General features: G+C 49.0%; 25 protein-coding genes. 5 read left to right on the top strand and 20 right to left on the bottom strand.

The window, feature by feature from the left end:
* Positions 1-77 precede the first annotated feature (77 nt).
* Positions 78-1,058 carry an NAD(P)H-quinone oxidoreductase gene (locus tag D1627_RS13420; protein ID WP_119432767.1) on the bottom strand — a complete coding sequence of 327 codons (981 nt, stop codon included), beginning with the start codon at positions 1,056-1,058 and terminating at the stop codon, positions 78-80.
* Between the two features lie 255 nt (positions 1,059-1,313).
* Here D1627_RS13420 and rplM point away from each other — a divergent pair, with 255 nt between their 5' ends.
* From rplM to tsf, 4 genes are all read left to right on the top strand, one after another.
* A complete protein-coding gene (gene rplM, locus D1627_RS13415) occupies positions 1,314-1,763 on the top strand; it encodes a 50S ribosomal protein L13 (protein WP_119432766.1) in 450 nt (149 codons plus the stop codon).
* A gap of 4 nt (positions 1,764-1,767) precedes the next feature.
* Entirely contained in the window at positions 1,768-2,154 is a 387-nt protein-coding gene (gene rpsI, locus D1627_RS13410) for a 30S ribosomal protein S9 (RefSeq protein WP_119432765.1), read from the top strand.
* 21 nt (positions 2,155-2,175) lie between these two features.
* Complete coding sequence (gene rpsB, locus D1627_RS13405) at positions 2,176-2,943, top strand: 30S ribosomal protein S2 (protein ID WP_119432764.1); 768 nt, start codon at positions 2,176-2,178, stop codon at positions 2,941-2,943.
* A 201-nt stretch (positions 2,944-3,144) separates the two neighbouring features.
* Positions 3,145-3,978 carry a translation elongation factor Ts gene (tsf, locus tag D1627_RS13400; RefSeq protein WP_119432763.1) on the top strand — a complete coding sequence of 278 codons (834 nt, stop codon included), beginning with the start codon at positions 3,145-3,147 and terminating at the stop codon, positions 3,976-3,978.
* Between the two features lie 71 nt (positions 3,979-4,049).
* On the opposite strand, the gene D1627_RS13395 is transcribed toward tsf, so the two are convergent.
* From D1627_RS13395 to dapF, 19 genes are all read right to left on the bottom strand, one after another.
* Positions 4,050-4,496 (bottom strand): hypothetical protein, encoded by a 447-nt coding sequence (locus D1627_RS13395; RefSeq protein WP_119432762.1) that lies wholly within the window; start codon positions 4,494-4,496, stop codon positions 4,050-4,052.
* 122 nt (positions 4,497-4,618) lie between these two features.
* Positions 4,619-4,861: a hypothetical protein gene (locus D1627_RS13390; protein WP_119432761.1), complete on the bottom strand. Its 243-nt coding sequence runs from the start codon at positions 4,859-4,861 to the stop codon at positions 4,619-4,621.
* 35 nt (positions 4,862-4,896) lie between these two features.
* On the bottom strand, positions 4,897-6,711 hold the full coding sequence (locus tag D1627_RS13385) for a MutS-related protein (RefSeq protein WP_119432760.1): 1,815 nt from the start codon (positions 6,709-6,711) through the stop codon (positions 4,897-4,899).
* Positions 6,712-6,736: 25 nt separating this feature from the next.
* On the bottom strand, positions 6,737-7,165 hold the full coding sequence (locus D1627_RS13380) for a RidA family protein (RefSeq protein WP_119432759.1): 429 nt from the start codon (positions 7,163-7,165) through the stop codon (positions 6,737-6,739).
* A gap of 111 nt (positions 7,166-7,276) precedes the next feature.
* Positions 7,277-8,422: a DUF4097 domain-containing protein gene (locus tag D1627_RS13375; protein WP_233555628.1), complete on the bottom strand. Its 1,146-nt coding sequence runs from the start codon at positions 8,420-8,422 to the stop codon at positions 7,277-7,279.
* Positions 8,415-9,047 (bottom strand): hypothetical protein, encoded by a 633-nt coding sequence (locus D1627_RS13370; RefSeq protein WP_119432758.1) that lies wholly within the window; start codon positions 9,045-9,047, stop codon positions 8,415-8,417. The genes D1627_RS13375 and D1627_RS13370 overlap by 8 nt, the downstream gene beginning before the upstream one ends.
* Before the next feature lie 35 nt (positions 9,048-9,082).
* Complete coding sequence (locus D1627_RS13365) at positions 9,083-9,640, bottom strand: RNA polymerase sigma factor (protein WP_119432757.1); 558 nt, start codon at positions 9,638-9,640, stop codon at positions 9,083-9,085.
* A gap of 669 nt (positions 9,641-10,309) precedes the next feature.
* Positions 10,310-11,887 carry an L-piperidine-6-carboxylate dehydrogenase gene (amaB, locus tag D1627_RS13360; protein WP_119432756.1) on the bottom strand — a complete coding sequence of 526 codons (1,578 nt, stop codon included), beginning with the start codon at positions 11,885-11,887 and terminating at the stop codon, positions 10,310-10,312.
* Positions 11,888-11,996: 109 nt separating this feature from the next.
* Entirely contained in the window at positions 11,997-13,487 is a 1,491-nt protein-coding gene (locus D1627_RS13355) for a Do family serine endopeptidase (RefSeq protein ID WP_119432755.1), read from the bottom strand.
* Positions 13,488-13,665: 178 nt separating this feature from the next.
* Complete coding sequence (locus D1627_RS13350) at positions 13,666-14,175, bottom strand: Hsp20/alpha crystallin family protein (RefSeq protein WP_119432754.1); 510 nt, start codon at positions 14,173-14,175, stop codon at positions 13,666-13,668.
* Positions 14,176-14,328: 153 nt separating this feature from the next.
* On the bottom strand, positions 14,329-15,126 hold the full coding sequence (locus D1627_RS13345) for a DUF2490 domain-containing protein (protein WP_119432753.1): 798 nt from the start codon (positions 15,124-15,126) through the stop codon (positions 14,329-14,331).
* 7 nt (positions 15,127-15,133) lie between these two features.
* The gene (locus D1627_RS13340) at positions 15,134-15,736 is read right to left on the bottom strand and encodes a hypothetical protein (RefSeq protein ID WP_119432752.1); all 603 of its coding nucleotides are present in this window, start codon (positions 15,734-15,736) and stop codon (positions 15,134-15,136) included.
* Positions 15,737-15,748: 12 nt separating this feature from the next.
* Positions 15,749-16,936: a M20 metallopeptidase family protein gene (locus tag D1627_RS13335; protein ID WP_119433026.1), complete on the bottom strand. Its 1,188-nt coding sequence runs from the start codon at positions 16,934-16,936 to the stop codon at positions 15,749-15,751.
* A 196-nt stretch (positions 16,937-17,132) separates the two neighbouring features.
* Positions 17,133-17,648 (bottom strand): sporulation protein, encoded by a 516-nt coding sequence (locus tag D1627_RS13330; RefSeq protein ID WP_119432751.1) that lies wholly within the window; start codon positions 17,646-17,648, stop codon positions 17,133-17,135.
* Positions 17,641-18,303 carry a deoxyribose-phosphate aldolase gene (deoC, locus tag D1627_RS13325; protein ID WP_119432750.1) on the bottom strand — a complete coding sequence of 221 codons (663 nt, stop codon included), beginning with the start codon at positions 18,301-18,303 and terminating at the stop codon, positions 17,641-17,643. The genes D1627_RS13330 and deoC overlap by 8 nt, the downstream gene beginning before the upstream one ends.
* Before the next feature lie 117 nt (positions 18,304-18,420).
* Positions 18,421-21,795, bottom strand: coding sequence for a preprotein translocase subunit SecA (gene secA, locus D1627_RS13320; RefSeq protein ID WP_119432749.1), 3,375 nt, complete (start codon positions 21,793-21,795; stop codon positions 18,421-18,423).
* A gap of 242 nt (positions 21,796-22,037) precedes the next feature.
* Entirely contained in the window at positions 22,038-22,508 is a 471-nt protein-coding gene (locus tag D1627_RS13315) for a GNAT family N-acetyltransferase (protein ID WP_119432748.1), read from the bottom strand.
* Between the two features lie 3 nt (positions 22,509-22,511).
* The gene (locus D1627_RS13310) at positions 22,512-23,030 is read right to left on the bottom strand and encodes a GNAT family N-acetyltransferase (protein WP_119432747.1); all 519 of its coding nucleotides are present in this window, start codon (positions 23,028-23,030) and stop codon (positions 22,512-22,514) included.
* Between the two features lie 190 nt (positions 23,031-23,220).
* Positions 23,221-23,997, bottom strand: coding sequence for a diaminopimelate epimerase (dapF, locus tag D1627_RS13305; RefSeq protein ID WP_119432746.1), 777 nt, complete (start codon positions 23,995-23,997; stop codon positions 23,221-23,223).
* A 106-nt stretch (positions 23,998-24,103) separates the two neighbouring features.
* On the opposite strand from dapF, the gene D1627_RS13300 reads away from it, so the two are divergent.
* Entirely contained in the window at positions 24,104-24,997 is an 894-nt protein-coding gene (locus D1627_RS13300; RefSeq protein ID WP_119433025.1) for a class I SAM-dependent methyltransferase, read from the top strand.
* Positions 24,998-25,001: the final 4 nt, after the last annotated feature.

Here is a 25,001-nt window from a genome sequence, read left to right as displayed (position 1 = left end):
GGATAGCATATAAAAAGCCCGGGAAATGCACGCTTCATACTTTTCCCGGGCTTTTTATATTTCAGGAGAACTGACGCCTAATTGACGCGCAGCACGATCTTCCCGATGTTCTTATTCTGCTCCATGTATCGGTGCGCCTCGGCTACATCTTTCCAATCATACTCCGAATCGATAACGGGTTTAATGGCGCCGCTTTTAAAGTATGGTAAGGCAAACGTGCTCATCTCCTGGGTCAGTTGAATCTGGTATTCTTTGGAGCGCGAGCGCAGCGTAGAGCCCATCACCTGCAGGCGTTTTACAAGTATCTTTCGCAGGTCCGCCTCCGCCACTTTGCCGCCGCCCAGGCTGGCAAGTATAACCAGCCGGCCATCGGTGCGCAGGCACTCCAGGTTTTGGTTGAAGTATGGCCCGGCAATAAAATCTACGACAACATCAACGCCTTCGTTATTAGTATACGCCAGCACTTCATCCTCGAAAGCCACCTCTTTGTAATTTATGGCCTTATGCGCACCGAGCTCTTTGCAGGCATGCAGCTTGCCTTCTGAGGCGGTAACCAGCACCTCAGCCTTTTTAGCACGCGCCAACTGTATGGCGGCCGTACCCACTCCACTGGCCCCGGCATGGATCAGAACCCGTTCTCCTGCCTGTAACTTTCCGAGCCACACAAGTGCCTGGTAGGCCGTCAGGAATACTTCCGGAATAGCGGTTGCCTGCTCCATGGTCAGGTTATCAGGTATGGGCATTGCCATCTGCTCATCCATCACGGCATACTCGGCATAGCCGCCGCCAGGCAAAAGGCCAAACACCTTATCTCCTTTTTTGAAGCGGGAGCAGTTTGTACCGGTTTCCACTACCTCGCCGGCAACCTCTAGGCCAAGCAACGGGCTGGCACCCTTTGGCGCAGGGTACTTGCCTTGCCGCTGTAGCGTATCGGCGCGGTTCAGGGCCGTGGCGTGCACTTTTATCAGTAGCTCGTATGGCTTGGGCAAGGGTTGCTCGTACTCGCCAAGCTCCAGTTGCTCCGGCCCTCCGGGTTGTTTTACAAGTATGGCTTTCATATAGTATAGTTTTGATTGATAGAGATGTACCTTTGCTATTTACTAACTATGCCACGTCTGCTTGGTTACAAAAGCTACAGGCATACTTACTGCAAGTTTTGCCCGTCGTGCAAACGCATGGCCGTTTAGCGGCTCGCTATCAGCAATTTATTCCGGAGATGTTGCAAATCAAATAAATAGCTTCTATCTTTGTGTCCATTTTCCTGGAACCGAAAGTTCATAATTAAATAAATAAATCGCTTACAACCACTAAAAATGGATCATTTAAGTTATAAGACCCTTACTGTCAACAAGAAGACAGCCAACAAAGGCTGGGTAATTGTTGATGCAGGGCAAGGAAGCTTGGGTCGTGTGGCATCGGAAGTTGCCAAGATCCTGAAAGGCAAGCATAAGCCTTCATATACTCCTAACGCTGACTGCGGCGATAACGTAATCATCATCAATTCTGATGCTACGCGTTTCACAGGCCGTAAGTGGGATCAGAAGTACTACCTGACACACACTGGATACCCAGGTGGCCAGAAGAAAACTTCTCCACGTGAGCTTAAGGCTAAATCATCAACTTTACTAGTTGAGCGCGCTGTTCGTGGCATGTTGCCTAAAGGCCCTCTAGGTCGCGAGCTGTTCCGTAATCTTCATGTTTTTGCAGGAAGCGAGCATCCATTCGCCGCTCAGCAGCCTAAAGAATTAACCCTCAATATCTAATTTAATGGAAGTTATCAATACATCTGGTAGAAGAAAAACCTCGGTGGCGCGCATATACCTGACGCCTGGGCAAGGGAATATCACTATTAACGGTAGAGATATCAAGGATTACTTCCCTAGCGAAGTACTTCAAACTATTGTGAATCAGCCGTTTCAAACCTTAGAATCAATTGGCAAATACGATGTAAAAGCCAATCTTAAAGGTGGTGGTGTAAGCGGCCAGGCTGAAGCACTTAGACTTGCTATCTCCAAAGCACTGGTAGTAGAAAACGCCGAGAACAAATCAGCTCTTAAGAAAGAGGGCTTCATCACGCGTGACCCACGCATGGTAGAGCGTAAGAAGTTCGGTAAGCGCAAAGCGCGTCGTTCATTCCAGTTCAGCAAACGTTAATATTAAAGGTGTATCAACAACATGGCAAGTACTAATTATAAAGAATTACTTGAGGCAGGTGTTCACTTTGGCCACCTTACCCGCAAGTGGGATCCGAAAATGGCTCCATACATTTTCATGGAGAAAAACGGAATCCACATTATTGACCTGAACAAAACTTTAGTTGCGCTTGATGAGGCTACTGCCGCTATCAAGAACATCGCGAAGTCTGGTCGTAAGATTTTGTTTGTAGCTACTAAAAAACAAGCGCAAGAGATCGTGGCAGAAGAGGCTCGTCGCCTGAAGATGCCTTACGTTACTGAGCGTTGGTTAGGGGGTATGCTTACAAACTTCGCTACTGTGCGTAAGTCCCTGAAGAAAATGTCTACCATCGATAAAATGATGAAAGACCCAGAGCAGTCTAAAGCACTGGCAAAGCGTGAGAAGCTGATGCTTTCTCGTGAGCGTGAGAAACTGGATAGAGTACTGGGTGGTATCAACGACCTTTCTCGCCTGCCAGCTGCTCTGTTCATCGTGGACGTTAAGCGTGAGCACATCGCGGTTAAAGAAGCTCAAAAGCTAAACCTGCCAGTATTCGCGGTTTGCGATACTAACTCTAATCCAGAGCTGGTAGATTTCCCAATCCCTGCAAACGATGACGCTTCTAAGTCTGTTGCCCTGATCGTATCGATCGTAGGTAAGGCTATCGAAGAAGGTCTGTCTGAGCGTAAGGTTGACAAAGAGGAAACTGAGCGCAAGCGTTCTGAAGAAGAAGGCATCAAAGCGAAGCAAGAAGCTGACGAGCAATAAGAAGTAATTCATATTGCACTATATCAAACTGAACATTGGGCAATTTTCGCTTCAATGTTCAGTTTGTTTTAGGGGCACTGTGTTAGACAAAAGGTTTTAAGCGTAAGAAGTTAGTTCTGAGCGTTTAGGATAATTACATCAAGCAGGGCCCCGATAATTGAAATTCGTAATTTATAATTCATAATTCTTAATTATAAAAAGATGGCTATTACAGCACAAGACGTTAACAAACTCCGTCAGGAAACCGGAGCTGGTATGATGGACTGCAAGAAGGCGCTTACAGAAGCTAACGGCGACTTTGAAGCAGCTAAGGATATTCTTCGTAAGCAAGGCCAGAAAATCGCTAGCAAGCGTGCTGACAATGCTACATCTGAAGGTATCGTTCTGACGCATGTAAGCGCAGACGGCTCTAACGGTAAGGTAGTTGCCCTGGCTTGCGAAACTGAGCCGGTATCTAAAGTAGAGGATTTCCAGAACCTGGCGAAAGCTGTGATGGAAACAGCCGTTTCTACAAACGCTGCTACAAAAGAAGAACTTCTTGCTGCTCCTCAGGCTGATGGCCGTGCCCTGCAAGAGCACATCACTGACCTGATGGGTAAAATCGGTGAGAAGATCGACATTATCTCTTACGAGAATGTTACTGCTGAGAAAGTTGTTTCTTACGACCACTCAAATGGTAAGCTGGGTGTATTGGTAGGCCTTACTAACACTGGCGGTGTTGATGTTACTGAAGTTGGTAAAGACGTAGCGATGCAAATTGCTGCCATGAAGCCAATCGCGGTTGACAAAGACGGTGTTGACTCTGCTACTGTTGAGCGCGAGATTGAGGTTGGTAAAGACCAGGCGCGTGCTGAAGGCAAGCCAGAGGCTATGCTTGAGAAAATCGCAATGGGTAAACTGAACAAGTTCTACAAAGACAACACTTTGTTAAACCAGGACTTCGTAAAAGACCCATCTGTTTCTGTAGCTAAACTGTTAGATAACACTAACAAAGGCATGACAGTTACTGAGTTCAAGCGTGTTGCTATCGGTTAATTTTAACTGAAAGTATAAAAGGAAAGCCCCTGAGAGATCAGGGGCTTTTTTTGTGTTACGTATTTTATGCTTTAGTCTGCTAATTTATACCACAACCCGGGGCCATCGCATGCCCACCAATTACTTTGAAGCCCATTTTCGTTGACTATTAAAGTTTCTTTAAGCTCTGCAGAGGTACAACTGCCTATTAAATCATTGTAAGCAGGGTAAATGAGCTCGATATACTTCTCGCTGTGTGTAATGTGGTATTTATAAGTTCCTGTGGCAGATATTAAGCTACCTTCTACAGCCCTCACTTTAGTAAAGCTCCCATCCGGGTTAAACGTGTAATATTCCTGCCAGGGCATAGCTTTGCCAGTTGTTTCTGAGTCAGCAATTTGCCCTGACATTTTAACAAGCTCCCACTTCTGTGGTTCGGACAACTCCTTAAACGTAAGCTCTGCCTCTGCGCTGAGTTTTTCTTTATCACAAGAAAACAAAACAAGCACTAACAACGGCAATACCACAAGTTTCTTCATAAGGCAATATAGGGTTAGGTAGGTCAACTACTTACAGGACCCTAAATTGATGCCTTACGTTGCATGTTAACTTACATTCGCCGCCAACTCCTGGCAGGTGTTGCTATCGTAAGTATAAAAGCCTAACTGTTTCGCCTAACCGTGCTCACGAAGGCGTCGCGCATGTCGCTGAAGCGGTTCATGGCGGCTTCCAGAAACGCCTCGTCCAGCAGTTCTTTGGCGCCGGCGTCGCCCATTACGTCCATTTCCCCTATTTTGTAGGTTTGCTCAAAATCTCCTTTTTCCAGCTTGATCAGGTACTTACCGTTCCAGCTTAGGAGCGTTACTTTCATGTTAGGGTTTGGGATATCAGCTACTACTCTCATGGTTTTATGTTAGGTTTAAAAGTATAAAAACTGGCTTAGGCTTCCGCATCAATCTCGATGCCCATCAGCTGCATTAGTTTGCTGGCGTTAAAGCTACGGCAAATGCCCCGGGTAAGCTTATAATCAAAATTAATTTCATTCCCGATTATGTCGCTGTTGAAGCTGTAGTTCTCTACGCTGCCGGGCAATTCCTGTTCCATGGCTCCAAGCTCCAGATCATGGGTAGAGATCAGGCCTGAGGCATTGCGTTTATGTAGCTGCCGTATTAGCGACATGGCGCCCAGGTGGCGATCGCGCGAGTTAGTGCCTTTCAGGATTTCATCCAGCAGGTAAAAGACTGGCTGATCGTGCTCAGTAAGCTCCAGCAATACGCGGAGGCGCTTCAGTTCGGCATAAAAAGAGGACGTGTTTTCGGCCAGGTTGTCGGCGGTGCGCATGGCGGTATATACTTGGGAGGGCGCTACAACCATACTTTTAGCACAAGCTGGCGCCCCCATCAACGCCAACACCATGTTTATACCTACCGTGCGCAAAAAGGTAGTTTTGCCCGACATGTTTGAGCCGGTAATAACGATGGTATGGCCAGCTCCTTGCATTTTGAAGGAATTGGCAATGGGTGCCACAGAGAAAATAAGCGGGTGCGCCATATCTGAGGCATCAAAATAAAACGGCTGCTGGCTTAGTGCAGGTATGCAATACTGTGGGTGCGCATGCCGGAAAGCCGCCATACTTGCCAGCGCTTCGAACTCGGCCAATACGCTTAGGCTGTGCTCTAACCTGCTTAGGTGCTGCGCTTTCCATTGCTCCAAGCGGTACATCCACACAAAGTCCCACATCAGCACCGTGTTCAGAAAAAAGGCCATCAGCGTACTAAGGCGCCACGAAAAAAAATCGATGATATTGGCTAGCTTATTTATACTTGCTGAGGCTTTTGCATCCGAAGATTTTAAATGGCTTTGCAAGTCCTGGAGTTTAGGAGCCGTAAACGGTTTATCCTCGAGGTGCTGGAGCTGCCGGGTGTAGCTACGCATGGCTTCATAGATGCCAGCGCTTTTCTCGTAATACTCCTCGCGCTCTACCCTAAACCGGTAAGCCAGTATGAACTGAACAAGTAGAAAAGCAACGGCTATCCAGCCACTCATGCCATAAAACCAGGCTGCAATAGCTGCCAGCGTAAGTACCGGAAGTATGATTACCAGCGGTTTTAGCCAACGGTACTGCCGGTAGAACTCTTTTCCTGAGAACCAATTTATAAACCCAGCTGCTGATTCTGCATCGTGTTTGTAGTGCATCGGGAGGGCCAGTAAGGCCTGCAGCCAGTCCAGGTTTTGGCTTGAGGCTAGCTCGGTGAGGGCATCCTGCCGTTGCTGCACTTCCTGTGGTGAGGCTGCCTGCCGCAGCCAGGTTGCCAGTTTATACTTGCCAATACTGGTTACAGAGCGGTTCAGGAGCTGAAACAGCGAGTTTTGCCCGAAGATATCCAGGTCGGAGGTGTACGGGTGATGATCATCAATAAACTCCTTGCCGCCATCGAACTGGGTAAGCTTGCCTTGCAAACGCTCAATTTCCTGCTCGTTTACCTGGCGCACTAAGCGCAGCTGCTGGTACCTAAAGTTTAAACGGCTGTGCCAGCGCAGCACAAGTATGAACAGCGCATAAAAGCCAAGTATGGTAAATGCACCAGCAGTAGCATTATATGTATTGAAAAAATGGTAGGCCAGGCCCGCGCCAAGTATAAACACAGCCACGCGCAGCCACGACACCAGGCCAGATTTGGATGCTGCTTTCTTCTCTTCTTCGGTAAACTGTGCAGCCCGACTGCTGTAAAATTGCTCTATTGGTTCGCTCACGCTTGTATTTTATACTTTGAAATTGTTAATCGCCGATGGTGGCAATGCACTTTAGCTCGATGGCAATTGGAGTGGGCAGCTTGTTTACCTCCACGGTGGTGCGGCACGGCTGATTCTCCTGGAAATACTCGGCATAAATACGGTTGTAGGTTGCAAAGTCGTCCTGCATGTTCGTCAGGAAAACGGTTACATCTATCAGGTTTGCCCAGCTCGACCCGGCATCTTCCAGTATAGCTTTCACATTTTTGAAAACTGAGTGGCATTGCGCCTCAATGTCATAGCTAAGGATGCTACCTGCTGCACCCAGCTCTACGCCCGGTATCTTTTTAGTGCCACGTTCGCGCGGCCCCACACCCGACAGAAAAAGCAGATGGCCGACACGGCGCGCATGCGGGTAAAGGCCCACCGGTTCCGGAGCCTTGTCTGAATTCAATGGTTCGTTGTTCTTTGCCATAGTCAAATATACGGTTAATAAAGATCGATTACCTGCAGGTATATAACAAGAAGAGCCGGCTTTTGCCAGCTCTTCTTTCACCTTAAACAAACTATTATTAATGCGTTTTTACTATTTCGTGAATTTCACATCGCCATACTTAGAAGTGATGCTCACCAAACCCTTGGGGGATGCTCCCCCAAACCGGCCTTTGTATTCCGCTGAGGTATAGCTCTTTTCGTGCGATGTTATTGTAACCAACGACTTATCTACATTAAAGTTACCGAACTGCACATTTACATCGAAGTTGAAAGCTGTATTATCCGCAAAGTTCAGGCTAACCGGTGTAAAGCCGCTATCGAGAGAAATCTTCTGAATATTCTTGCTGATGTTATCAATCTTAAAAGAGCCGTATTTTAAATCCATTTCCATAGTTTGCTCAAGGTTGCCAACTTTAAAGTCGCTGTATTTAGAGTGCCCTTGCAGTCCGCTGGCTTCATCAACTTTCATACTTGAAAAGGCTATGCTTAGATTTCCACCGTTTATGTAAGTGCAGCTTCCTGAACTATAACTGAGTTTCACATTATTACTAGAGTTTGCTAGGCGGTCGCACTTTAGTGATCCGTAACTTATATCTATATCTGCTTTCCCTTTGAGTGATGCCAGATAAACATCACCGAAGCTATTCTTAACGGCTATCGCATTGTTGGCAGGCATGTAGATGGTATAGTTGATCTCCATGCTTTTATCATTGTTACTGATACGCATTGGCTCCCGCTTTGTACGAAACGAGTACGTGTTACCGGAACGGCTTTCTACCACCTTGATATTGTTAAGTACTTCCTGGGCCTTAGCCTCTGTGCCAGCACGGGCTATGACATCTACCCTTACCTGCACTTCGTTTTTATCCCAGGTGTTTACATGCACTTTGCCCCATTCATTTTCGAAGCTCAGGATGTCTTTGCTGGTAACCTTGAAGCTTTTTTCTATCACCTTGCGTTTTTCAACATCGTAGGCTGCTGTGCAAGCGCTCAGGTCGCCGGTTTGCTCCTCCATGGCAAGTCTAACCATGTCTTTCATGTCTTGCGGGTACTCGGGGCTTTCCAGCACGGCCAGTTGTTTCAGCTCGCTCAGGTCTTCCAGATTCGCCAGCTCGCGCAGCTCCGATAAATCCAACACAACGGATTGTTCAGGGCATGGGACAGGCTCTGCATTCTGGGCCAGCGCCAAGGTAGGTGCCAATGCAAGCACCAACAGATAGAGTAGATATTTATGCATTCGTCGTATCATCGTTTTTTGGTTCTGAAATGAGTTCTTGGTTTACATTTTTCAGGTTCTGAAGTACTTCTAATTGTTTGTTAAGCACCTTAATCCTGATCTGCAGGTTCTGGATAAGGGCGGCAACTATTTCATCGGTATTCGGGGTGGTATATAGTTGTTTCTTTAAGTGCACGTAGCTGCTGTCGAGGCGCGCCAATTCGTTATCAATTACCTGTTGCTCATCTAGGCCCAATATCTTCAGGTCATACTCGCTTAGCTCGGTCTTTTTCTTCTCTATCTGGCTTGCATAGTATGCTTCTATCTCTGGCAGCTCTGGGGCAACGTTATTCGCAGCCTGCACCGAGGCAATACTTGTAGAGGCTCCGCTGCTATCCTGCTTCACCAATACCAAGGTAAGGCCACAGCCCAGCAACAGGAGTATGGCAGCGGCTACGCGCATAAAGAAATGATCGGTGCTGAAGTTGGCTACAGAGCCAAGTTTTATATTTATCACCTTCGCTTCTTTCTTCCCAGCCTGTGGCGGCAGCTCTCGGCAAATGTGTTGCCAAAGCTCCGGGCTTGGCTCGAACACGTCGAACTCCTCCCGGTTATTCTGCACAAACTTTTCTAAGCTATCTTTCATCGTATTAGTATATCATATGTTCTTTTATGGATGTATCAGTTTGCAAACTGGGCTTCTTTCATTATCTCCAGGAGCTTTTTGCGCGCCCTGCTGTACTGTGATTTCGACGTTGATTCCGTTATACCCATAATCTCTCCGATCTCTGAATGGTCGTACCCTTCCAGCAAGTATAAGGTAAGCACCACGCGGTAGCCATCCGGTAATTTCTGGATAGCCCTTCTTACCTTATCCACCTGCCATTCAGAGTAATCTTCATTCACCTCATCCGGCACATCTGCCATCTGCTGCTCATCCAGCGGCACCAGTTCTGAGCGCCTTTTCCGGATGGCATTGATAGAGGCATTGATCACTATCTTTTTTAGCCAGCTGCCAAAAGATGCCTCCGCTTTATACCCGTGCAGGTTCTTGAACGCGCTTACAAATGCCTCCTGCAACACATCCTCAGCCTCGGTGTAATCGTTGGTAATGCGCATGCTCACGTTAAACATAGCTTTGGCATATAGCTTATACAGCTCATATTGCGCCCTATGATCCCCGCTTTTACAGCGGTCTATCACAAGGTGGTTAACATCCTGGTAGCTAAGTTTTTTCAAAGTTTTAGGCCAAATCGATTAAGCCGCGCTAGCACGACACGCTGTTACATCTGTTCCATCTCTCCTTTCTCACTCTCTATACTAAAGACAAACCGAGAAACGCGAGGTTGCATGAAGTTGTAAAATTTTTCCGATAGTTTTTCGTTAGCATACTTTTCCACATTATCCACAGGTAGCTGTGGATAATGCCCCGGATGCTATTAAGCTAATATTCTTGATGTTAAGTATGTATTTTCAGATAACACAGAAATTATGAACGCTAAAGCCAAGCTTCTGTGCAGCATAAAAGCAAGGACACCTTTAGGTTTTCCACATATCCACATAGGGCTTATGCACAATTGTGGATAAGTACATACAATAGCTGCTTCCTGAAAGAAAGGGAAAGTATAGGTATGCGTAAGTGGTCTGCCAGAAGGAAACAAACCTGCGTAAAAACCGGAGCCAAATCGCCTGAATTGTTATTAATTGAGTAACCTGTGTATAAAACCACTCTAGATTAACACATTCATCTGTTATGCACAGGCATTAAAAAAAGCGCCAGCCCTGGATAGAGCTGGCGCTTTTTTACTTTTAGTCAGAATTTTCAGGTTTGCTATACTTGAGGTAAACTGGTAAGTATAATCCACAACCCTGTTAATATATAGAGAGTATTCCTGTAACTCCTGAGCCTTAATCTGCAATATCGAACTTGATGCCTTGCGCTAGAGGTAGCTCGCGGCCATAGTTGATGGTGTTTGTCTGGCGGCGCATGTATACTTTCCAGGCATCGGAACCAGACTCACGGCCACCGCCGGTTTCTTTCTCGCCGCCAAAGGCTCCGCCAATCTCGGCTCCGGACGTACCAATGTTTACGTTAGCGATGCCGCAATCAGAACCCCAGTGGCTCAGGAAAGCTTCTGTCTCTAGCAGGTTAGTAGAGAAAATGGCAGAGGAAAGCCCCTGGCGAACGCCATTCTGCAGCTCCAGTGCATCTTCTACATCGCCGCTATACTTTATCAGGTATAGGATTGGGGCAAAAGTTTCTTCCTGCACCATCTCGTAATGGTTCTCGGCTTCCACAATGGCTGGCTTCACATAGGTTCCACTCTCGTAGCCTTCGCCTGTCAGCACCTCGCCGCCAACAAGCAGCGCTCCGCCTTCCTGCTGCACTTTTTCGAGGGCTGCACTAAAGGCTGTTACGGAATCCTTGTCAATCAGTGGGCCAACCAAAGTCGTGCTATCCAGCGGATGGCCGATCGGAAGGTTCTGATACGCTTTCAGCAGGCGCTGTTTTACCTGCTCATAGATACTCTCGTGGATGATAAGACGGCGCGTAGACGTGCAACGCTGCCCGCATGTACCTACGGCGCCAAACACAATGGCACGAAGCGCCATTTCCAGGTCTGCGTTCTCTGTAAGTATAATGGCATTGTTACCGCCAAGCTCCAGCAGCGATTTGCCTAGTCGGGCGCCCACGGCCTCGCCTACTTTCTTACCCATGCGCGTAGAGCCAGTGGCAGACACTAACGGCACGCGTTTGTCGTGGCTCATCAGACTACCAATCTCTGCATCACCTATAATCAGGTTAAAGATACCTTCCGGAAGCTCGTTCTCTGCTAACACATCCCGGATTATATGCTGGCAGGCAATACCGGTTAGCGGGGTTTTCTCAGATGGTTTCCAGATCATCACATCGCCACACACGGCGGCAAGCATGGCGTTCCAGCTCCAAACGGCCACCGGGAAGTTAAATGCCGAGATGATGCCTACGATACCCAGCGGGTGATACTGCTCATACATGCGGTGCTGCGGGCGCTCTGAGTGCATGGTAAAGCCGTGCAGCTGGCGCGACAAACCTACGGCAAAGTCGCAGATATCAATCATCTCCTGCACCTCGCCCATACCCTCCTGGTAAATTTTGCCCATCTCGTAGCTTACCAGCTTGCCCAGCGCTTCTTTGTGCTGGCGCAGTTTATCGCCAATTTGGCGCACGATCTCGCCACGCTTTGGTGCTGTAACCTTACGCCATACTTTAAATGCCTCCTGTGCCTGCTGCACCACGTGGTCGTAATCTTCGGCAGTTGCCATATTTACGGTGGCAATCGTGCTACCATCAGCCGGAGATGTAACGGTGCGGGTAGTGCGCCCCTCCTGGCCGCCCCAGCTAAGGCCGGTACTATAGGCAGGGTTAACTTCTTTAATTCCTAATTGCTGCAGCACGTCGGCAAGCTCTTTGCGTATTGGCAGCTCATCTATCGTCTGTTTCATGGTTTTATCTATTATCGGTTAGTTCTGAAAGGGGTCTTATACAAAGCTAAAAAATAAAAAAGCTTCTGCAAGGCTGCAGAAGCTTTCTGTATAGTATGCTTGGTGTTAATTATCCTTTGCCAATTGGGTAGTAAGCTTTCAGGCCATCAGGGTAAACGCCTTCGATGTATACTACGCCTCCGCTAAAGCTTTTCAGGTACTTTTCTACGTCAGCTGGCTCATGCACCTCATACTTATCGATGCGCGTAATAATGAAGCCATCTTTCATACCTGTTTCCCGGAACTTACTGTTGCGCACATCAGAGATCTTAGCGCCTCCATCGATGCCCAGTTTGCTCATTTCCTGTTTGCTTACCGGCTCAAAAGTAGCTCCGTCAAAGGAAACGGCCTTTGCTTCGCTGCGCTTTACAAGCTCTGTGCTGTTGTTCAGGTTTTTCAAGGTTACGTTGGCAGTTCTGTCCTTGCCGTCTCTCACATAAGATACCTTAACTTTGTCGCCAGGGCGGTAGCGGGCAATCTGCTCCAGCAACTGCGATGATTTGCCTACAGCCACGCCATTTACAGCTGTAATCACATCACCTGCTTTCAAGCCAGCCTCCTCGGCACCGCTCTTCTGGGCTATCTGCGCAATGTAAACACCGTTTAGGGTTTTAATGCCTTTCTCCTTGGCAAAGGCCGCATCAATCTCCTGGATAGAGGCACCCAGCAACGCCCGCTGCACTTCGCCATACTTTAAGAGGTCATCCACCACCTTGCTTACGATAGAGGATGGAACCGCGAAAGAGTAACCGGCGAAAGACCCTGTCTGGGAGGCAATAGCGGTGTTGATACCCACTAAGTCACCGTTGAGGTTTACCAGGGCACCACCTGAGTTACCGGGGTTTACCGCGGCATCCGTCTGGATGAACGACTCGATGCTCATGTCTCTGGCCTCGCTGCGGCGCAGAATATTTATGTTACGGCCCTTGGCACTAACGATACCTGCTGTTACCGTTGATGTCAGGTTCATGGGGTTACCTACGGCCAGCACCCACTCGCCTACCTGCAAGTCGTCGGAGTTTCCGTAGCGGATGGTTGGCAGGTTATCGGTTTCAACCTTTAAAAGAGCAATGTCGGTGGTAGGGTCCGTGCCGACGAGCTTTGCCTCGAACTTGCGCTTGTCGTCCAGCACTACTTCAATCTTATCTGCTTTATCAATTACGTGGTTATTTGTAACAATGTAGCCGTTAGAAGCGATGATTACGCCGGAGCCGGAGCCCAACTGCGGCCCGCGGGGAACGCGCTGGCCAAAGCCATCGCCAAAAAACTCACGCAGGAACGGGTCCATTTGGCTATAGCTGTCTGAGCTTCTTACGCTGTACTCGGTCATAACGTGTACCACGGCTGGCGTAGACACAGAGGCTGCCTTTATAAAGTTAAGGCCTTCGGGCACTACGGCATTGCTGCTACGCATATCGCTGGTGTAGCGTACATTGTTAGGGTACTGCTGCTCTGTCTGGAGCACTTGCTCATCTTCCAACATTTTGTAGCTACCCACAGCCACACCACCACCTACAACGGCCGAAAGCGCAACGCCAAGTATAAACTGTTTCGTCTTCATGTAGTTAGTTTTAAACTTTTACTATGTATTTTTAATATTAATGATCAGCTATATTACTCCTAAGTAACGCTACAACTTTATACGGTAGTATGTGGTAACCCGATAGTTGCACTACTGACACTTCTAAATAAACAAAAAAGAGGCCAAATGTGTTGGCCTCTTTCTCTATTTTTCTGAGTTAGGCCTTTTGAGCCTCACCATTCTCTGCAACGGTTTTCTCTTTCTTCTTATCCGCTTTGCCCTCTTTCTCGCCTTGCGACGAGATCGTGATCTGGCGCTTCATGGTTTTATGCTCGTCTTTAGGGATGCTCACCAGCAAAATGCCATCGTTAAACTCAGCCTTAATCTTATCCGGGTTCACGTTATCTGGCAGGTAGAAGGTTCTACTGAACGAGCCATACTGTGTTTCCAACATGTGGTAGCGGCGACCTTCCTCTTTTTTCTCCAGTCTGCGCTCACCGGTAATGGTAAGTTTGCCTTCCTGGAAGTCAATAGTGATGTCCTCTTTCTTCACACCCGGCAAAGCAGCCTCAATCTCGAAACCACGCTCCGTTTCGCAGGCATCTACATGCGGGGTAAACGCGGTAAGGTTTCTGGAGTTTACAGACTCGTTGAAGAATCTATCTAACATAGAGCTGAATGAGTTAGGCATGTTCTCCTGCATGCCGTTGTATCTTGTAAGTGCCATAGTTTTAATCGTTTTAAGTTATTAAGTTGATTTTCACTTATGGCTCTGTAAAAACTATACCAACCGCATTATCCTTCTAAATCATGAAATAATGTCATTTACAATATCAATTTTTAGCTTAACATCCTGACTAATTTACAGTTATAGCCGGTTTTAGTAGGTAAAACTGGCAGTCGTGGGTTTATCATTAATACTCCACTTCAACTCCAACCCAATGATTGGGGTGATACGGTTGCGCTTTGTAGTATACCCTTGCTTCTCCAGCACGCCTAGTTCATTGTATACTGGCGGGATATCGACATAATAATAATCTGTTTGCCGCATAAAGTATGGGTTGATGCGCAGGTTTTCGGTTAGCTCGTAGTTTATACTTAGGCGCAGGCGTGTACGGTCTATGGTGCGTTCCAGCTGGTCGCTGTTTTGTTCACCGTTTCCAAAGTCAGATAACACCATTGCCTCATAGCCTATACTTGGGATGATAAACTTCTCGCCGAGCGGTAAGCGCTTGCCCAACTCAGCCGACAACCGGAAGCGTCCAAAAGCATCCTGGTCTTCCTGGCTGGCATACTCGAACAGCAACTGCTTGTTAAAGTATAAACTTTTCAGGGCGCCGCTGTGCCGCATAAACAATCCGTAGAAACCAATTTTCGGATAGTTCTCAATGGCATACCGTACAACCGCCCCACCCCGCCAATGCTCTGATAGCGCATGCTCGTAGCCAGCGCTAAGTTCAACCCGCTCCACGTTACTGAAGATGCCAGACTTTGCCAGGTCATTAAAGTTACTGTCTGTGTTTACCCGCAAATCCGTACGCAAAAAAACGGCGCCGCTTTCTCCTGTACCAATGCTAGCCTGAAATGCTGGCCAAATGGTAGTAGAGGCGTTAATTTTACTTTGTGCTTGGGCAAGCAGCGGGAAAAGGGAAAGAAGTATAACGTATAGTTTTTTCATACACGGTCTAATTATGTTTTTGAACAAGCGTTTCAAGTATACCCAGCAGTATTTCACATTCCCAGGCCTCAAACTCGATTATTTTGTGTTGCTCCGGATCGCTTGCTTTATAAATTACAAAGTAATTTTCATACGTCTTCAGCTTCACATCTTCCCAGTTGATCACAGCTGTTTCACTGCCCAGCATTACGCCTGCCAACTGCAAATGCACGCCATTAAAACTTAAGGTCTTGCCGGCATAAAAACGCTGCAAGTGTGCTACTTCCAGGTCATTTAAGTAATAATTCCAGATCTGGTTGATAATCTCTTCATACACATCCTGGTACCGGCTTATCTTCCCGAAGTATACAGAAAACCGTACCCGAATTATGTTACCTTCTGTGGTCTTTACATCAATCTTAAATTTGCACCCAACATAAAACCTGTACCAGATGATCCACTGCACAGAGTGCCTGATGTCTGCAATTTCGTCTTTCCTGACCTTGGCGTAAAGTTCCTGCCCGGCATTGCCACGGCCATACGATAGCATATCCGGCGACAGCCGCAAAACCCGCTTGCCACCGAACATCCCTGCCGGCAAATGGTATTCGTGCGTTTTAGCTGGCTCCATCTTTTAATAAACTTAAGCCTGCAACTCCTGCAGCGCAATCCAGGCCATCAGGCCAATGCTTGTTTCCAGGGCCGCTTCATCCACATCGAAGGTTGGCGTGTGTACGCCCGATATAATGCCTCGCGCTTCGTTGCGGGTGCCCAAGCGGTAAAAGCAGGCCGGTATTTGCTGGGTATAGTATGCAAAATCCTCAGCACCCATCCATAAATCCAGGTCCACTACATTTTCCTCGCCCAAGTATGATTCCGCTGCCGATCGGGCTATGCCAGTTATAACAGGGTCGTTTTTCAGGAAAGGGTAACCGTTTTTGATGTCGATCTCGCAGGAGCCGCCCATACTTTCGCAGAGGCTTTCGGCCAGCTTCTTGATTTTCTGGTGTGCCTCTTTGCGCCATACTTCGTTCATGGTCCGGAAGGTGCCCTCGATCTTCACCTCGTTCGGGATAACATTGGTTGCGCCTTTCGCCTCTATTTTTCCGAATGAAAGCACGCTTGGCACTTTAGGGCTGGCGTGCCGGCTCACGATCTGCTGCAGCGCCACAATAAGGTGTGAGGAAATCAGCACTGGGTCGATGTTCATTTCCGGCATGGCGGCATGGCCTCCTTTGCCCTTTACGGTAATATAAATCTCATCGGCGGAGGCCATGTACATACCCGACCTGAAACCGACTTTACCGGCAGGCAACAGCGGAAAGACATGCTGCCCAACTATACTTTCGGGAGCCGGGTTCTGCAGCACGCCTTCTTTGATCATGATGGAAGCGCCGCCCGGAAACTTCTCCTCGCCCGGCTGAAACACCAGCTTTACCGTTCCTTCAAACTCATCGCGCAGCTCCTGCAGGATACGGGCCGCACCCAGCACCGACGCCGTGTGCACATCGTGCCCGCAGGCATGCATCACCCCTTCGTTTTTCGATTTATATTCTACCTCGTTCGCCTCTACAATTGGCAGTGCATCCATATCGGCGCGCAGGGCTATCGTTCTTTTCTCCGGGTTTTTACCTTTTACCACTGCTACCAAGCCGGTAGTGGCCATTGGCTGCGCCTCCAGCCCATAGCTTTGCAGCACCTCTTTTACATAGGCTGCCGTGTTATGCTCCTCGAAAGAAAGCTCTGGGTTGGCGTGGATATGGCGGCGCACCGTTACGGTATCGGGGGCGTAAGCTTTGGCAAGTTCTTTAATCTTATCGATAAGAGGCATGGCGTGTATGGTTAAACCGAGGTAACGCTCTCTGGCATTCATACTTCAATGTATGAAATCAAGGCATTTATACTTCGGGCGTGATAGCGAATACGTTTATATTTGATTACTCAAAAATAAAAAAACGCTGTAACCAGTGCAGGCCACAACGCTTTTAATTTTATAGGGATGCCGTTAATATACGGCTGCTATACTATTAATAATTTTTGTTGATGTTGATCTTGTCCTGCACAATCTGAGCGTTAGGAATAAGGTCGGAAAGCTGGTTCAGCACCTGCTGCGCCTCCACTCTGCTAAAGAAATCCCCGACCATGAGCCGGAAGTTTGGCTGCTGATACGTTAGGTAATCCTTTTCATCGGGCACGCGCGAGATAATGGACTTCCGCAGGTTCATAACGGTTTGGCGCTCGGAGCCATTGTAAGCTAGAATGCGATAGCCCTGCGCATACTTTATGTTTTTATTTACGCTGGCTACTGTATCCATCAGAATGGCCACTTTGGCATTGTCGTGGTGGGTTGGCTCCACGCGTGCTATCGGCGCGGCATCCGGCACGTCATACTTTGGGCGGTACTGGCTTAGGTCCTCGGCTACTCTTTCTGTTTTGCCGCTACCTACTTTAGCCTCGCTGCCCACGGTCTTCCCTTTGGAGGATGCGCAGGAAGTGCTAACCAACAGCAGCAGCGCCAGGGCAATGTTAAGTATCTTATTCATTGGTAACTATTTGTATACTGGCTGAGCAACCTAACCGATCGGCACCCGCCCTGATTAACGCTTCCGCATCCGCGAATGTTTTGATGCCTCCGGAAGCTTTTATTTTCATGGAAGTTGGCAACACGCGGCGCATCAGCTTGATGTGCTCTAACGTAGCGCCGCCTGCCGCGAAGCCGGTAGAGGTTTTTACGAAATCAACTTCGGCGTTGGCGCAGAGCTCGCAGGCTTTCACAATCTCTTCATCCGTAAGCAGGGCCGTCTCGATGATCACTTTCAGCTCCGCCTCTTTCAGGTGGCAGAATTTGGCCAGGTCGCCTAACTCATTCTCAACAGCCTCATACTTGCCCGACTTAAAAGCTGACACGTTCATCACCACGTCAATCTCATTGGCTCCGTCGGCAATGGCCTGGTGGGTTTCCAGGAACTTTACTTTGGGGTGCTGGTAGCCTAACGGGAAACCGATTACTGTGGCTACTTTTACCTGCGCACCTACGCCCAGCCTATCCTTGGCGAGTTGCACGTAGCACGGTGGCACGCACACCGCTGCAAAACCATAGTTACGTGCTTCGTCGCAGAGTTGCAACACCTGCTGCTCGGTGGCATCGGGGCGCAACAGCGTGTGGTCTATATAAGATGCTAATTCTTCTCCTGCCATACTTATAAAAAGAGAGATGCCAGATAATTATGCTTACCTAACACCTCCCCAATCACATTTATTATAAATAATCACAAACAGCAGCCACTACCGGTTAAAATATTGGCTGCTGTTTAATTAGTCCTCTAGTAATACGCAGCGGTTGTGCAGCAAGTCGTCCTCTACGCTCTTGAACTTAACGTCCTTCAGCACGCGGCCATCGGAATACTGCACGCTTACGCGCTCATTGCGGCCTGCCAGCTTCTGCGAGTGGGCAGGCATGATTTTCTCCGGCTCGGCGGTTGGGGCAGAAGTATGGCCCGACTCATCCTCCAAAGAAGAGTGTACTTCCTGCTTTTGCTCTTTCAGCACTGGAGGTTTAGGTGCCATTGGCGGTCTCACTGGCTGCTGCACCTGCTCTGGTGCCTGAACCGGGATAAAGGCATGGAACAGGAACTGAATTGTCTGCTCGTTAACCTTACCGATCATGCGCTTAAACAACTCAAACGACTCAAACTTATAGATCAAGAGCGGATCTTTCTGCTCGTAAACCGCATTCTGAACCGACTGCTTCAGGTTGTCCATCTCGCGCAGGTGGTCTGTCCAGGCCTGGTCGATAGTACCCAGCGTGATAATCTTTTCCATAGAGCGGATCAACTCTAAGCCCTGCGACTCGAAAGCCTTGGTCAGGTTGGCCACGGCAGCCAGCTGGCGCTTGCCATCTGTAAACGGCACGGCCACGTTCTCGATCATCGGCCCACGGTTTTGGTGGATGTCCGCAATGATTGGGTAGGCCTGCGCCGCTGTTTGCTTGTTACGGTTCAGGTAATGGTTAAGGGCCTCGTTATACAGGCGCTCGGCCAGTTGGTTTGCCTGCGTAGCCTTAAACTCATCTTCGGTAATGGCAGACTCGATACCGAACACACGCAGCACATGCAGCTGGAAGTTCTCGTAATCGCTGATGTTTTTATAGCTCACGATCACGTCCTCGCTGATATCATAGATCATGTTCCAGATATCCAGCTCCAGACGCTCGCCGTACAGGGCGTTTCTGCGGCGCTTGTACACTACCTCACGCTGTGCGTTCATCACGTCGTCGTACTCCAGCAGGCGCTTACGCATACCAAAGTTGTTCTCCTCCACTTTCTTCTGCGCACGCTCAATAGAGTTCGTGATCATCGAGTGCTGGATTACCTCACCTTCCTCAAGGCCCATGCGGTCCATCAGACGGGCAATACGATCAGAGCCGAAGAGACGCATCAGGTTATCCTCCAAGGAAACGAAGAACTGCGATGAGCCCGGGTCTCCCTGACGACCGGCACGACCACGCAACTGACGGTCTACGCGGCGAGATTCATGGCGCTCTGTACCGATAATGGCCAAACCGCCCGCACCCTTAGACTCCGGCGTAAGCTTAATGTCGGTACCGCGGCCTGCCATGTTGGTGGCAATGGTTACAGTGCCCGGCTTACCAGCCTCGGCCACAACCTCGGCCTCTTTCTGGTGCATTTTGGCGTTCAGTACCTGATGCTTTATGTTACGCAGCTTCAGCATACGGCTCAGAAGCTCCGATATCTCTACCGAAGTTGTACCTACCAGCACCGGACGGCCCTGCTCTGTGAGCTGCACGATCTCGTCGGCAACGGCGTTATACTTCTCACGAACGGTTTTGTATACTTTGTCGTGCTCGTCTTTTCTGGCGATTGGGCGGTTGGTCGGGATAACTACCACGTCCAGTTTGTAAATGTCCCAGAACTCACCTGCCTCTGTTTCGGCAGTACCCGTCATACCGGAAAGCTTGTGGTACATACGGAAGTAGTTCTGCAGCGTAACCGTGGCATAAGTCTGCGTGGCATCCTCTACCTTAACGTTTTCCTTGGCCTCAATAGCCTGGTGCAAACCATCGGAGTAGCGGCGGCCTTCCATTACACGGCCTGTCTGCTCATCCACAATCTTCACCTTATGGTCTGGCGTTACGATATACTCTGTATCTTTCTCGAACAAAGTATAAGCCTTTAGCAACTGGTTAATAGTATGGATACGCTTAGACTTTTCCTGGAAATCAGCGATAAGCTTTTCCTTGGCATGCAGTTGCTCTTCGTGAGCAAGTTCTTTGTTGTTCTCGATCTCTGCGATCTCCATACCAATATCTGGCATGATGAAGAAGTTCGGATCTTCGCCTTGTCCTGTAATCAGGTCAACACCTTTTTCAGTCAGCTCAATCTGGTTATGCTTTTCGTCGATGGTGAAGTACAGCGGCTCATCGGCTTCCGGCATCTGGCGCGAGTTATCCTGCAGGTAGAAGTTCTCTGTTTTCTGCATGATGGCGCGGTTACCTGTTTCGCTCAGGAACTTGATCAACGGCTTGCTCTTTGGTAGACCGCGGTAAGCTCTGAACAGGGCAAGGCCGCCATCCTGTGTGTTTCCTTCTTTGATCAGGCGCTTGGCATCGGTCAGGAAGTTCTGCACCACTTTGCGCTGGGCATCCACGAGCATAGAAATGCGTGGCTTGAGTTGGTAAAACTCGTGTTCATCGCCGCGTGGCACCGGGCCAGAGATAATTAGTGGCGTACGGGCATCGTCAATCAGCACGGAGTCAACCTCATCCACCATGGCGTAATGGTGCTTGCGCTGTACCAGGTCCTGTGGCTCGCGGGCCATGTTATCGCGCAGATAATCGAAGCCGAACTCGTTGTTAGTACCGTATGTGATATCTGCTTTGTAAGCGTTGCGGCGGGCTTCAGAGTTAGGTTGGTGCTTGTCGATGCAGTCGATCGTCAGGCCATGGAACTCGAACAAAGGTGCCATCCACTCAGAGTCACGCTTGGCAAGGTAGTCGTTTACCGTTACCACGTGCACACCGCGGCGGGCCAGGGCGTTTAGGTAGGCAGGCAGCGTAGCCACCAATGTCTTACCCTCACCTGTGGCCATCTCGGCAATTTTACCCTGGTGCAGCACAATACCACCGATCAGCTGCACATCGTAGTGCAACATGTCCCAAACGATCTCGCTGCCAGCAGCCAGCCATCTGTTGGCCCAGGTGGCTTTGTCGCCTTCTATCTGCACGTTTGGCTTGCGGGCGGCAATCATGCGGTCATGGTCCGTGGCGGTTACGGTCAGTTGTCCGTTCTCTTTCCAGCGGCGGGCGGTTTCTTTTACAACGGCAAAACCAGTTGGCAGCACTTCCATCAGCACTACTTCCAGCTCTTTGTTGCGCTCCTTCTCCAGTTCATCAATCTCCGAAAAGATATTCTCCTTCTGCACAATGTTCAGCTCCGGCTCGTCGGCAACACGCTTATGCAGGGCTGCGATCTTCTCGTCAATAGACTTCAGGCGCTCATCAATGATGCCCTTTATATCGAAGGTCTTCTGGCGCAGCTGGTCATCTGTGAGGGTGCTGAGTTTAGCATACTCCTCATTTACTTTAGATACATAAGGTAATACCTCTTTAATATCTCTGTCGGATTTGGTACCGAATAGTTTAGCAACGGTTTTACCGAAAAAATCAAACATATGTATATGTTGTTCTTAATTGAAATCTTCTGTTTGCAATATCGTCAAAAATAGGCTTTTTTCCGATATATCTAATGCTTTGCACTAAAACAATACCAGAACGAGCGGCGCTTAGCCCTTCTGCCATATTTGCCGATAAAGTATAGAGGTTTTACTATTTAATGCTTGTAGGCTTAATGGGCTATGCCATAATAGGTAACATGTGGCATAGTGGCAGTAGTTCAGTAAACTTTATCTGAAGCCTAATGCTTAAGGCATGCAGCACGACTATTTGCAGGACCATGGTCCTGCTGTTTCAGCTCAAATTTTATCTCGCCGTTTGCCCGCCTGCCAACTTCCTGCCAGCCAGCGTTTCTGTAAAACCTCTCGGCACGGGTACCGGGGCTAGTGCCAAGCCACAACCTCTGTAGCCCCTGATCAAAGCTCCAGGCTAACATCTCATCATGCAGTTTTCGGCCTATACCTTTAGCCTCATGCGCAGGGTCAACAAAAAGGGCCCATACATTTGCAGATGTAATGTCTACAATGGCAAACCCTACTACTTCTCCGCCAACCTCACACACCCATCCAGCACCTTTTTTATCTATCATCTGGCGGTAGCTCTCGTAAGTAACCCGCGAAGGGTCTGACAGCTTATTTTCATGCACCGTAAGCCGTACCCTAGACATGCCTTCTATATCTTCGACTGTAGCCCTTCGACACTGTATGGTCATACTTTATAAGTATAAATGCTGAAACTCCACCACATCTTCCCAGCCATCCACAGTTTTCAACCAATCTTTCCGAAGCCCTATTTGCTGAAAGCTGGCCTGCGTGAAGAGGTTTATACTTGGCAGGTTGGAGGCTGTAACAGAACAGTATACCTGGTGCAGCTGCAGTTTGCGCTGGCAATAGCCTAGCAGCAGGTGCAAGGCTTCTTTGGCATGTCCGTTGCCCCGGTGCTCTGCCATTACCATAATGCCTATGCCTGCTCTGCGGTGCATGGGGTCAAAGTCGTAGAGGTCTACGGCGCCTACGGCCTCGTGTGCTGCGTTACAGATGACCAGCCGCAGCTGCTTTACAGTATAAATATCCAGGGCGGCGTTTTCGAGGTACTGCTCCAGCACATGCCTGGAATAGGGCGCAAGCGTGTTGCCCACATGCCACACCGAGGTATCGTTCTCCAGGTTGAAAAGGAAATCCAGGTCGGTTGGCTCCAGGGCCCTCAGGTAAGTATGGTCAGTTTTCAGAAACACGTGGTTTATACTTTATACTTCGATCAATCTACAAAAAGAAAAGGCTCCCGGCAATTTATACTTACCAGGAGCCTTATTTTATACTTGTGCGCTCATCTCTTGAGTAAACTTTGCCGAAGACGCTGCATTCTTCTTCGGATAATTTGTGCTGAGAAGTATGGCAGAATCATCTTTAAAAAGAAGGTATACTTTATGAGCTGATTGTGCCTGTAAACACCAGTTTAGCCGGTCCGATCAGGTATATTTGCTTAAAGCTGCTATCTTCCTGCTGCTCAAAAGCTACCTCTAGCTCTCCACCTAGCACTTTCACCTTTATAGGGCTTTGCATACCATTTATTTTTGCCACCAGGGCGCAGGCCGTTACGCCCGTGCCGCAGGAAAGCGTCTCGTCCTCGACGCCGCGCTCGTAGGTCCGTACAAAAATCTCGTTCTCGGAGAGGCGCTGCACAAAGTTAACGTTGGTGCCAACCTCGCTGAAGCGCTCGTTATACCTTACCGCTCGTCCTTCTCCGTACACGTCCAGCTGCTCTGCATTGTCCACGAAACGCACGTAATGCGGCGAGCCAGTGTTGAGGTAATAATCCGGTCCGATCTGCTCTATGCTTTTCACATCGTTCATCTTCAGCTGGATCAGGTCGCGCTCTACGCTGGCCTGGTGCTCGCCATCGGCAGCCAGGAAGCAGGCAACATCCTCTATCACGCCCAGTTGGCGGGCAAAGCGCACGGTGCAGCGCGCGCCGTTACCGCACATCGATCCTACACGGCCATCGGCATTATAGTATACCATCTCGAAGTCATAGTCCGGGTGGTCCTGCAGTAGGATAAGCCCGTCGGCGCCAATGCCCTTGCGGCGGTCGCAGAGGTGCTTTACCAATTCTTCGTCTTCTGCCGGGAAATTTAGTTTACGGTTATCGACCATCACAAAGTCGTTGCCCGTGCCCTGATACTTGTAAAAGCTAATTGCCATGTGTTTGTAACAAATAAATCTGTGGCTGCGTGCCCTTTTTTAGGTTCAGCGGATATTGAGTACTTTTGCCTCTAAGCAGCACGCTGCCAAAATAAACGACAAAGATATGTATTCCTTTTTAACTACAGAAAACTGGGCCGATTACGAGCTGGTTGATTCCGGAAATTTTGAGAAGCTGGAGCGCTTCGGCGAGTACTACGTGGCGCGCCCTGAGCCACAGGCTATTTGGGACAAGCACCTGCCCGAGCAGGAGTGGCAGCGCCTGGCCAATGCCGTGTTTACCCGCGACAAAGGCAGCCAGGAAAAAGGCCAGTGGAAACTGAAAAAGGGAATGCCGGAGCAGTGGTTCATCAACTACAAGTATAACGACCTGAAGCTGCGTTTCAGGTTGGGCCTCTCGTCGTTTAAGCACGTAGGCATTTTTCCAGAGCAGGACAGCAACTGGAAATTTATCTACGATACCACCAAAAACCTGAAAACGCCGCAGCCCAAAGTGCTTAACATGTTTGCCTACACCGGTGCCGCCACCCTGGCCGCCAAAGCCGCCGGCGCCGACGTTACGCACCTCGACTCCATCAAGCAGGTTAACTTCTGGGCCCGCGACAACATGGAAGCCAGCAACCTGGACAACGTACGCTGGCTGGTAGAAGACGCCATGAAGTATGCGCGCCGCGAGGTAAAGCGGGGCAATAAGTATAACGGCATCATCCTGGACCCACCCAGCTACGGGCGCGGGCCAAACGGCGAAAAGTGGCAGCTGGAAAACGAGCTGAACGAAATGATAAAGCTTTGCCACGACATGCTGGACGGCACCGATTATTTTCTGCTGATTAACCTGTACTCTATGGGCTTCTCGGCAATGGTGCTGGACAACCTAATGCGCGACACCTTTGGCGAGCAGGTTCAGAACGAGGAACTGGGCGAGCTATACCTGCACGACAACGGCAACCGCCGCCTTCCGCTCGGAACGTTCTTCAGGTTTACATCGGTCAAAAAGTAACGAG

It is taken from the genome of Pontibacter oryzae (assembly GCF_003576375.1).
GTDB classification, from domain to species: domain Bacteria; phylum Bacteroidota; class Bacteroidia; order Cytophagales; family Hymenobacteraceae; genus Pontibacter; species Pontibacter oryzae.
The sequence above is the reverse complement of the archived record's forward strand: the minus strand, read 5'-3'. Positions and strand labels throughout refer to the sequence as shown.

Bases quoted from the DNA above. Each gene is read 5' to 3' on its own strand.
- D1627_RS13420 (WP_119432767.1), bottom strand. From the start codon at position 1,058: ATGAAAGCCATACTTGTAAAACAACCCGGAGGGCCGGAGCAACTGGAG.
- rplM (WP_119432766.1), top strand. From the start codon at position 1,314: ATGGATCATTTAAGTTATAAGACCCTTACTGTCAACAAGAAGACAGCC.
- rpsI (WP_119432765.1), top strand. From the start codon at position 1,768: ATGGAAGTTATCAATACATCTGGTAGAAGAAAAACCTCGGTGGCGCGC.
- rpsB (WP_119432764.1), top strand. From the start codon at position 2,176: ATGGCAAGTACTAATTATAAAGAATTACTTGAGGCAGGTGTTCACTTT.
- tsf (WP_119432763.1), top strand. From the start codon at position 3,145: ATGGCTATTACAGCACAAGACGTTAACAAACTCCGTCAGGAAACCGGA.
- D1627_RS13395 (WP_119432762.1), bottom strand. From the start codon at position 4,496: ATGAAGAAACTTGTGGTATTGCCGTTGTTAGTGCTTGTTTTGTTTTCT.
- D1627_RS13390 (WP_119432761.1), bottom strand. From the start codon at position 4,861: ATGAGAGTAGTAGCTGATATCCCAAACCCTAACATGAAAGTAACGCTC.
- D1627_RS13380 (WP_119432759.1), bottom strand. From the start codon at position 7,165: ATGGCAAAGAACAACGAACCATTGAATTCAGACAAGGCTCCGGAACCG.
- D1627_RS13375 (WP_233555628.1), bottom strand. From the start codon at position 8,422: ATGCATAAATATCTACTCTATCTGTTGGTGCTTGCATTGGCACCTACC.
- D1627_RS13370 (WP_119432758.1), bottom strand. From the start codon at position 9,047: ATGAAAGATAGCTTAGAAAAGTTTGTGCAGAATAACCGGGAGGAGTTC.
- amaB (WP_119432756.1), bottom strand. From the start codon at position 11,887: ATGAAACAGACGATAGATGAGCTGCCAATACGCAAAGAGCTTGCCGAC.
- D1627_RS13355 (WP_119432755.1), bottom strand. From the start codon at position 13,487: ATGAAGACGAAACAGTTTATACTTGGCGTTGCGCTTTCGGCCGTTGTA.
- D1627_RS13350 (WP_119432754.1), bottom strand. From the start codon at position 14,175: ATGGCACTTACAAGATACAACGGCATGCAGGAGAACATGCCTAACTCA.
- D1627_RS13345 (WP_119432753.1), bottom strand. From the start codon at position 15,126: ATGAAAAAACTATACGTTATACTTCTTTCCCTTTTCCCGCTGCTTGCC.
- D1627_RS13340 (WP_119432752.1), bottom strand. From the start codon at position 15,736: ATGGAGCCAGCTAAAACGCACGAATACCATTTGCCGGCAGGGATGTTC.
- D1627_RS13335 (WP_119433026.1), bottom strand. From the start codon at position 16,936: ATGCCTCTTATCGATAAGATTAAAGAACTTGCCAAAGCTTACGCCCCC.
- D1627_RS13330 (WP_119432751.1), bottom strand. From the start codon at position 17,648: ATGAATAAGATACTTAACATTGCCCTGGCGCTGCTGCTGTTGGTTAGC.
- deoC (WP_119432750.1), bottom strand. From the start codon at position 18,303: ATGGCAGGAGAAGAATTAGCATCTTATATAGACCACACGCTGTTGCGC.
- secA (WP_119432749.1), bottom strand. From the start codon at position 21,795: ATGTTTGATTTTTTCGGTAAAACCGTTGCTAAACTATTCGGTACCAAA.
- D1627_RS13315 (WP_119432748.1), bottom strand. From the start codon at position 22,508: ATGACCATACAGTGTCGAAGGGCTACAGTCGAAGATATAGAAGGCATG.
- dapF (WP_119432746.1), bottom strand. From the start codon at position 23,997: ATGGCAATTAGCTTTTACAAGTATCAGGGCACGGGCAACGACTTTGTG.
- D1627_RS13300 (WP_119433025.1), top strand. From the start codon at position 24,104: ATGTATTCCTTTTTAACTACAGAAAACTGGGCCGATTACGAGCTGGTT.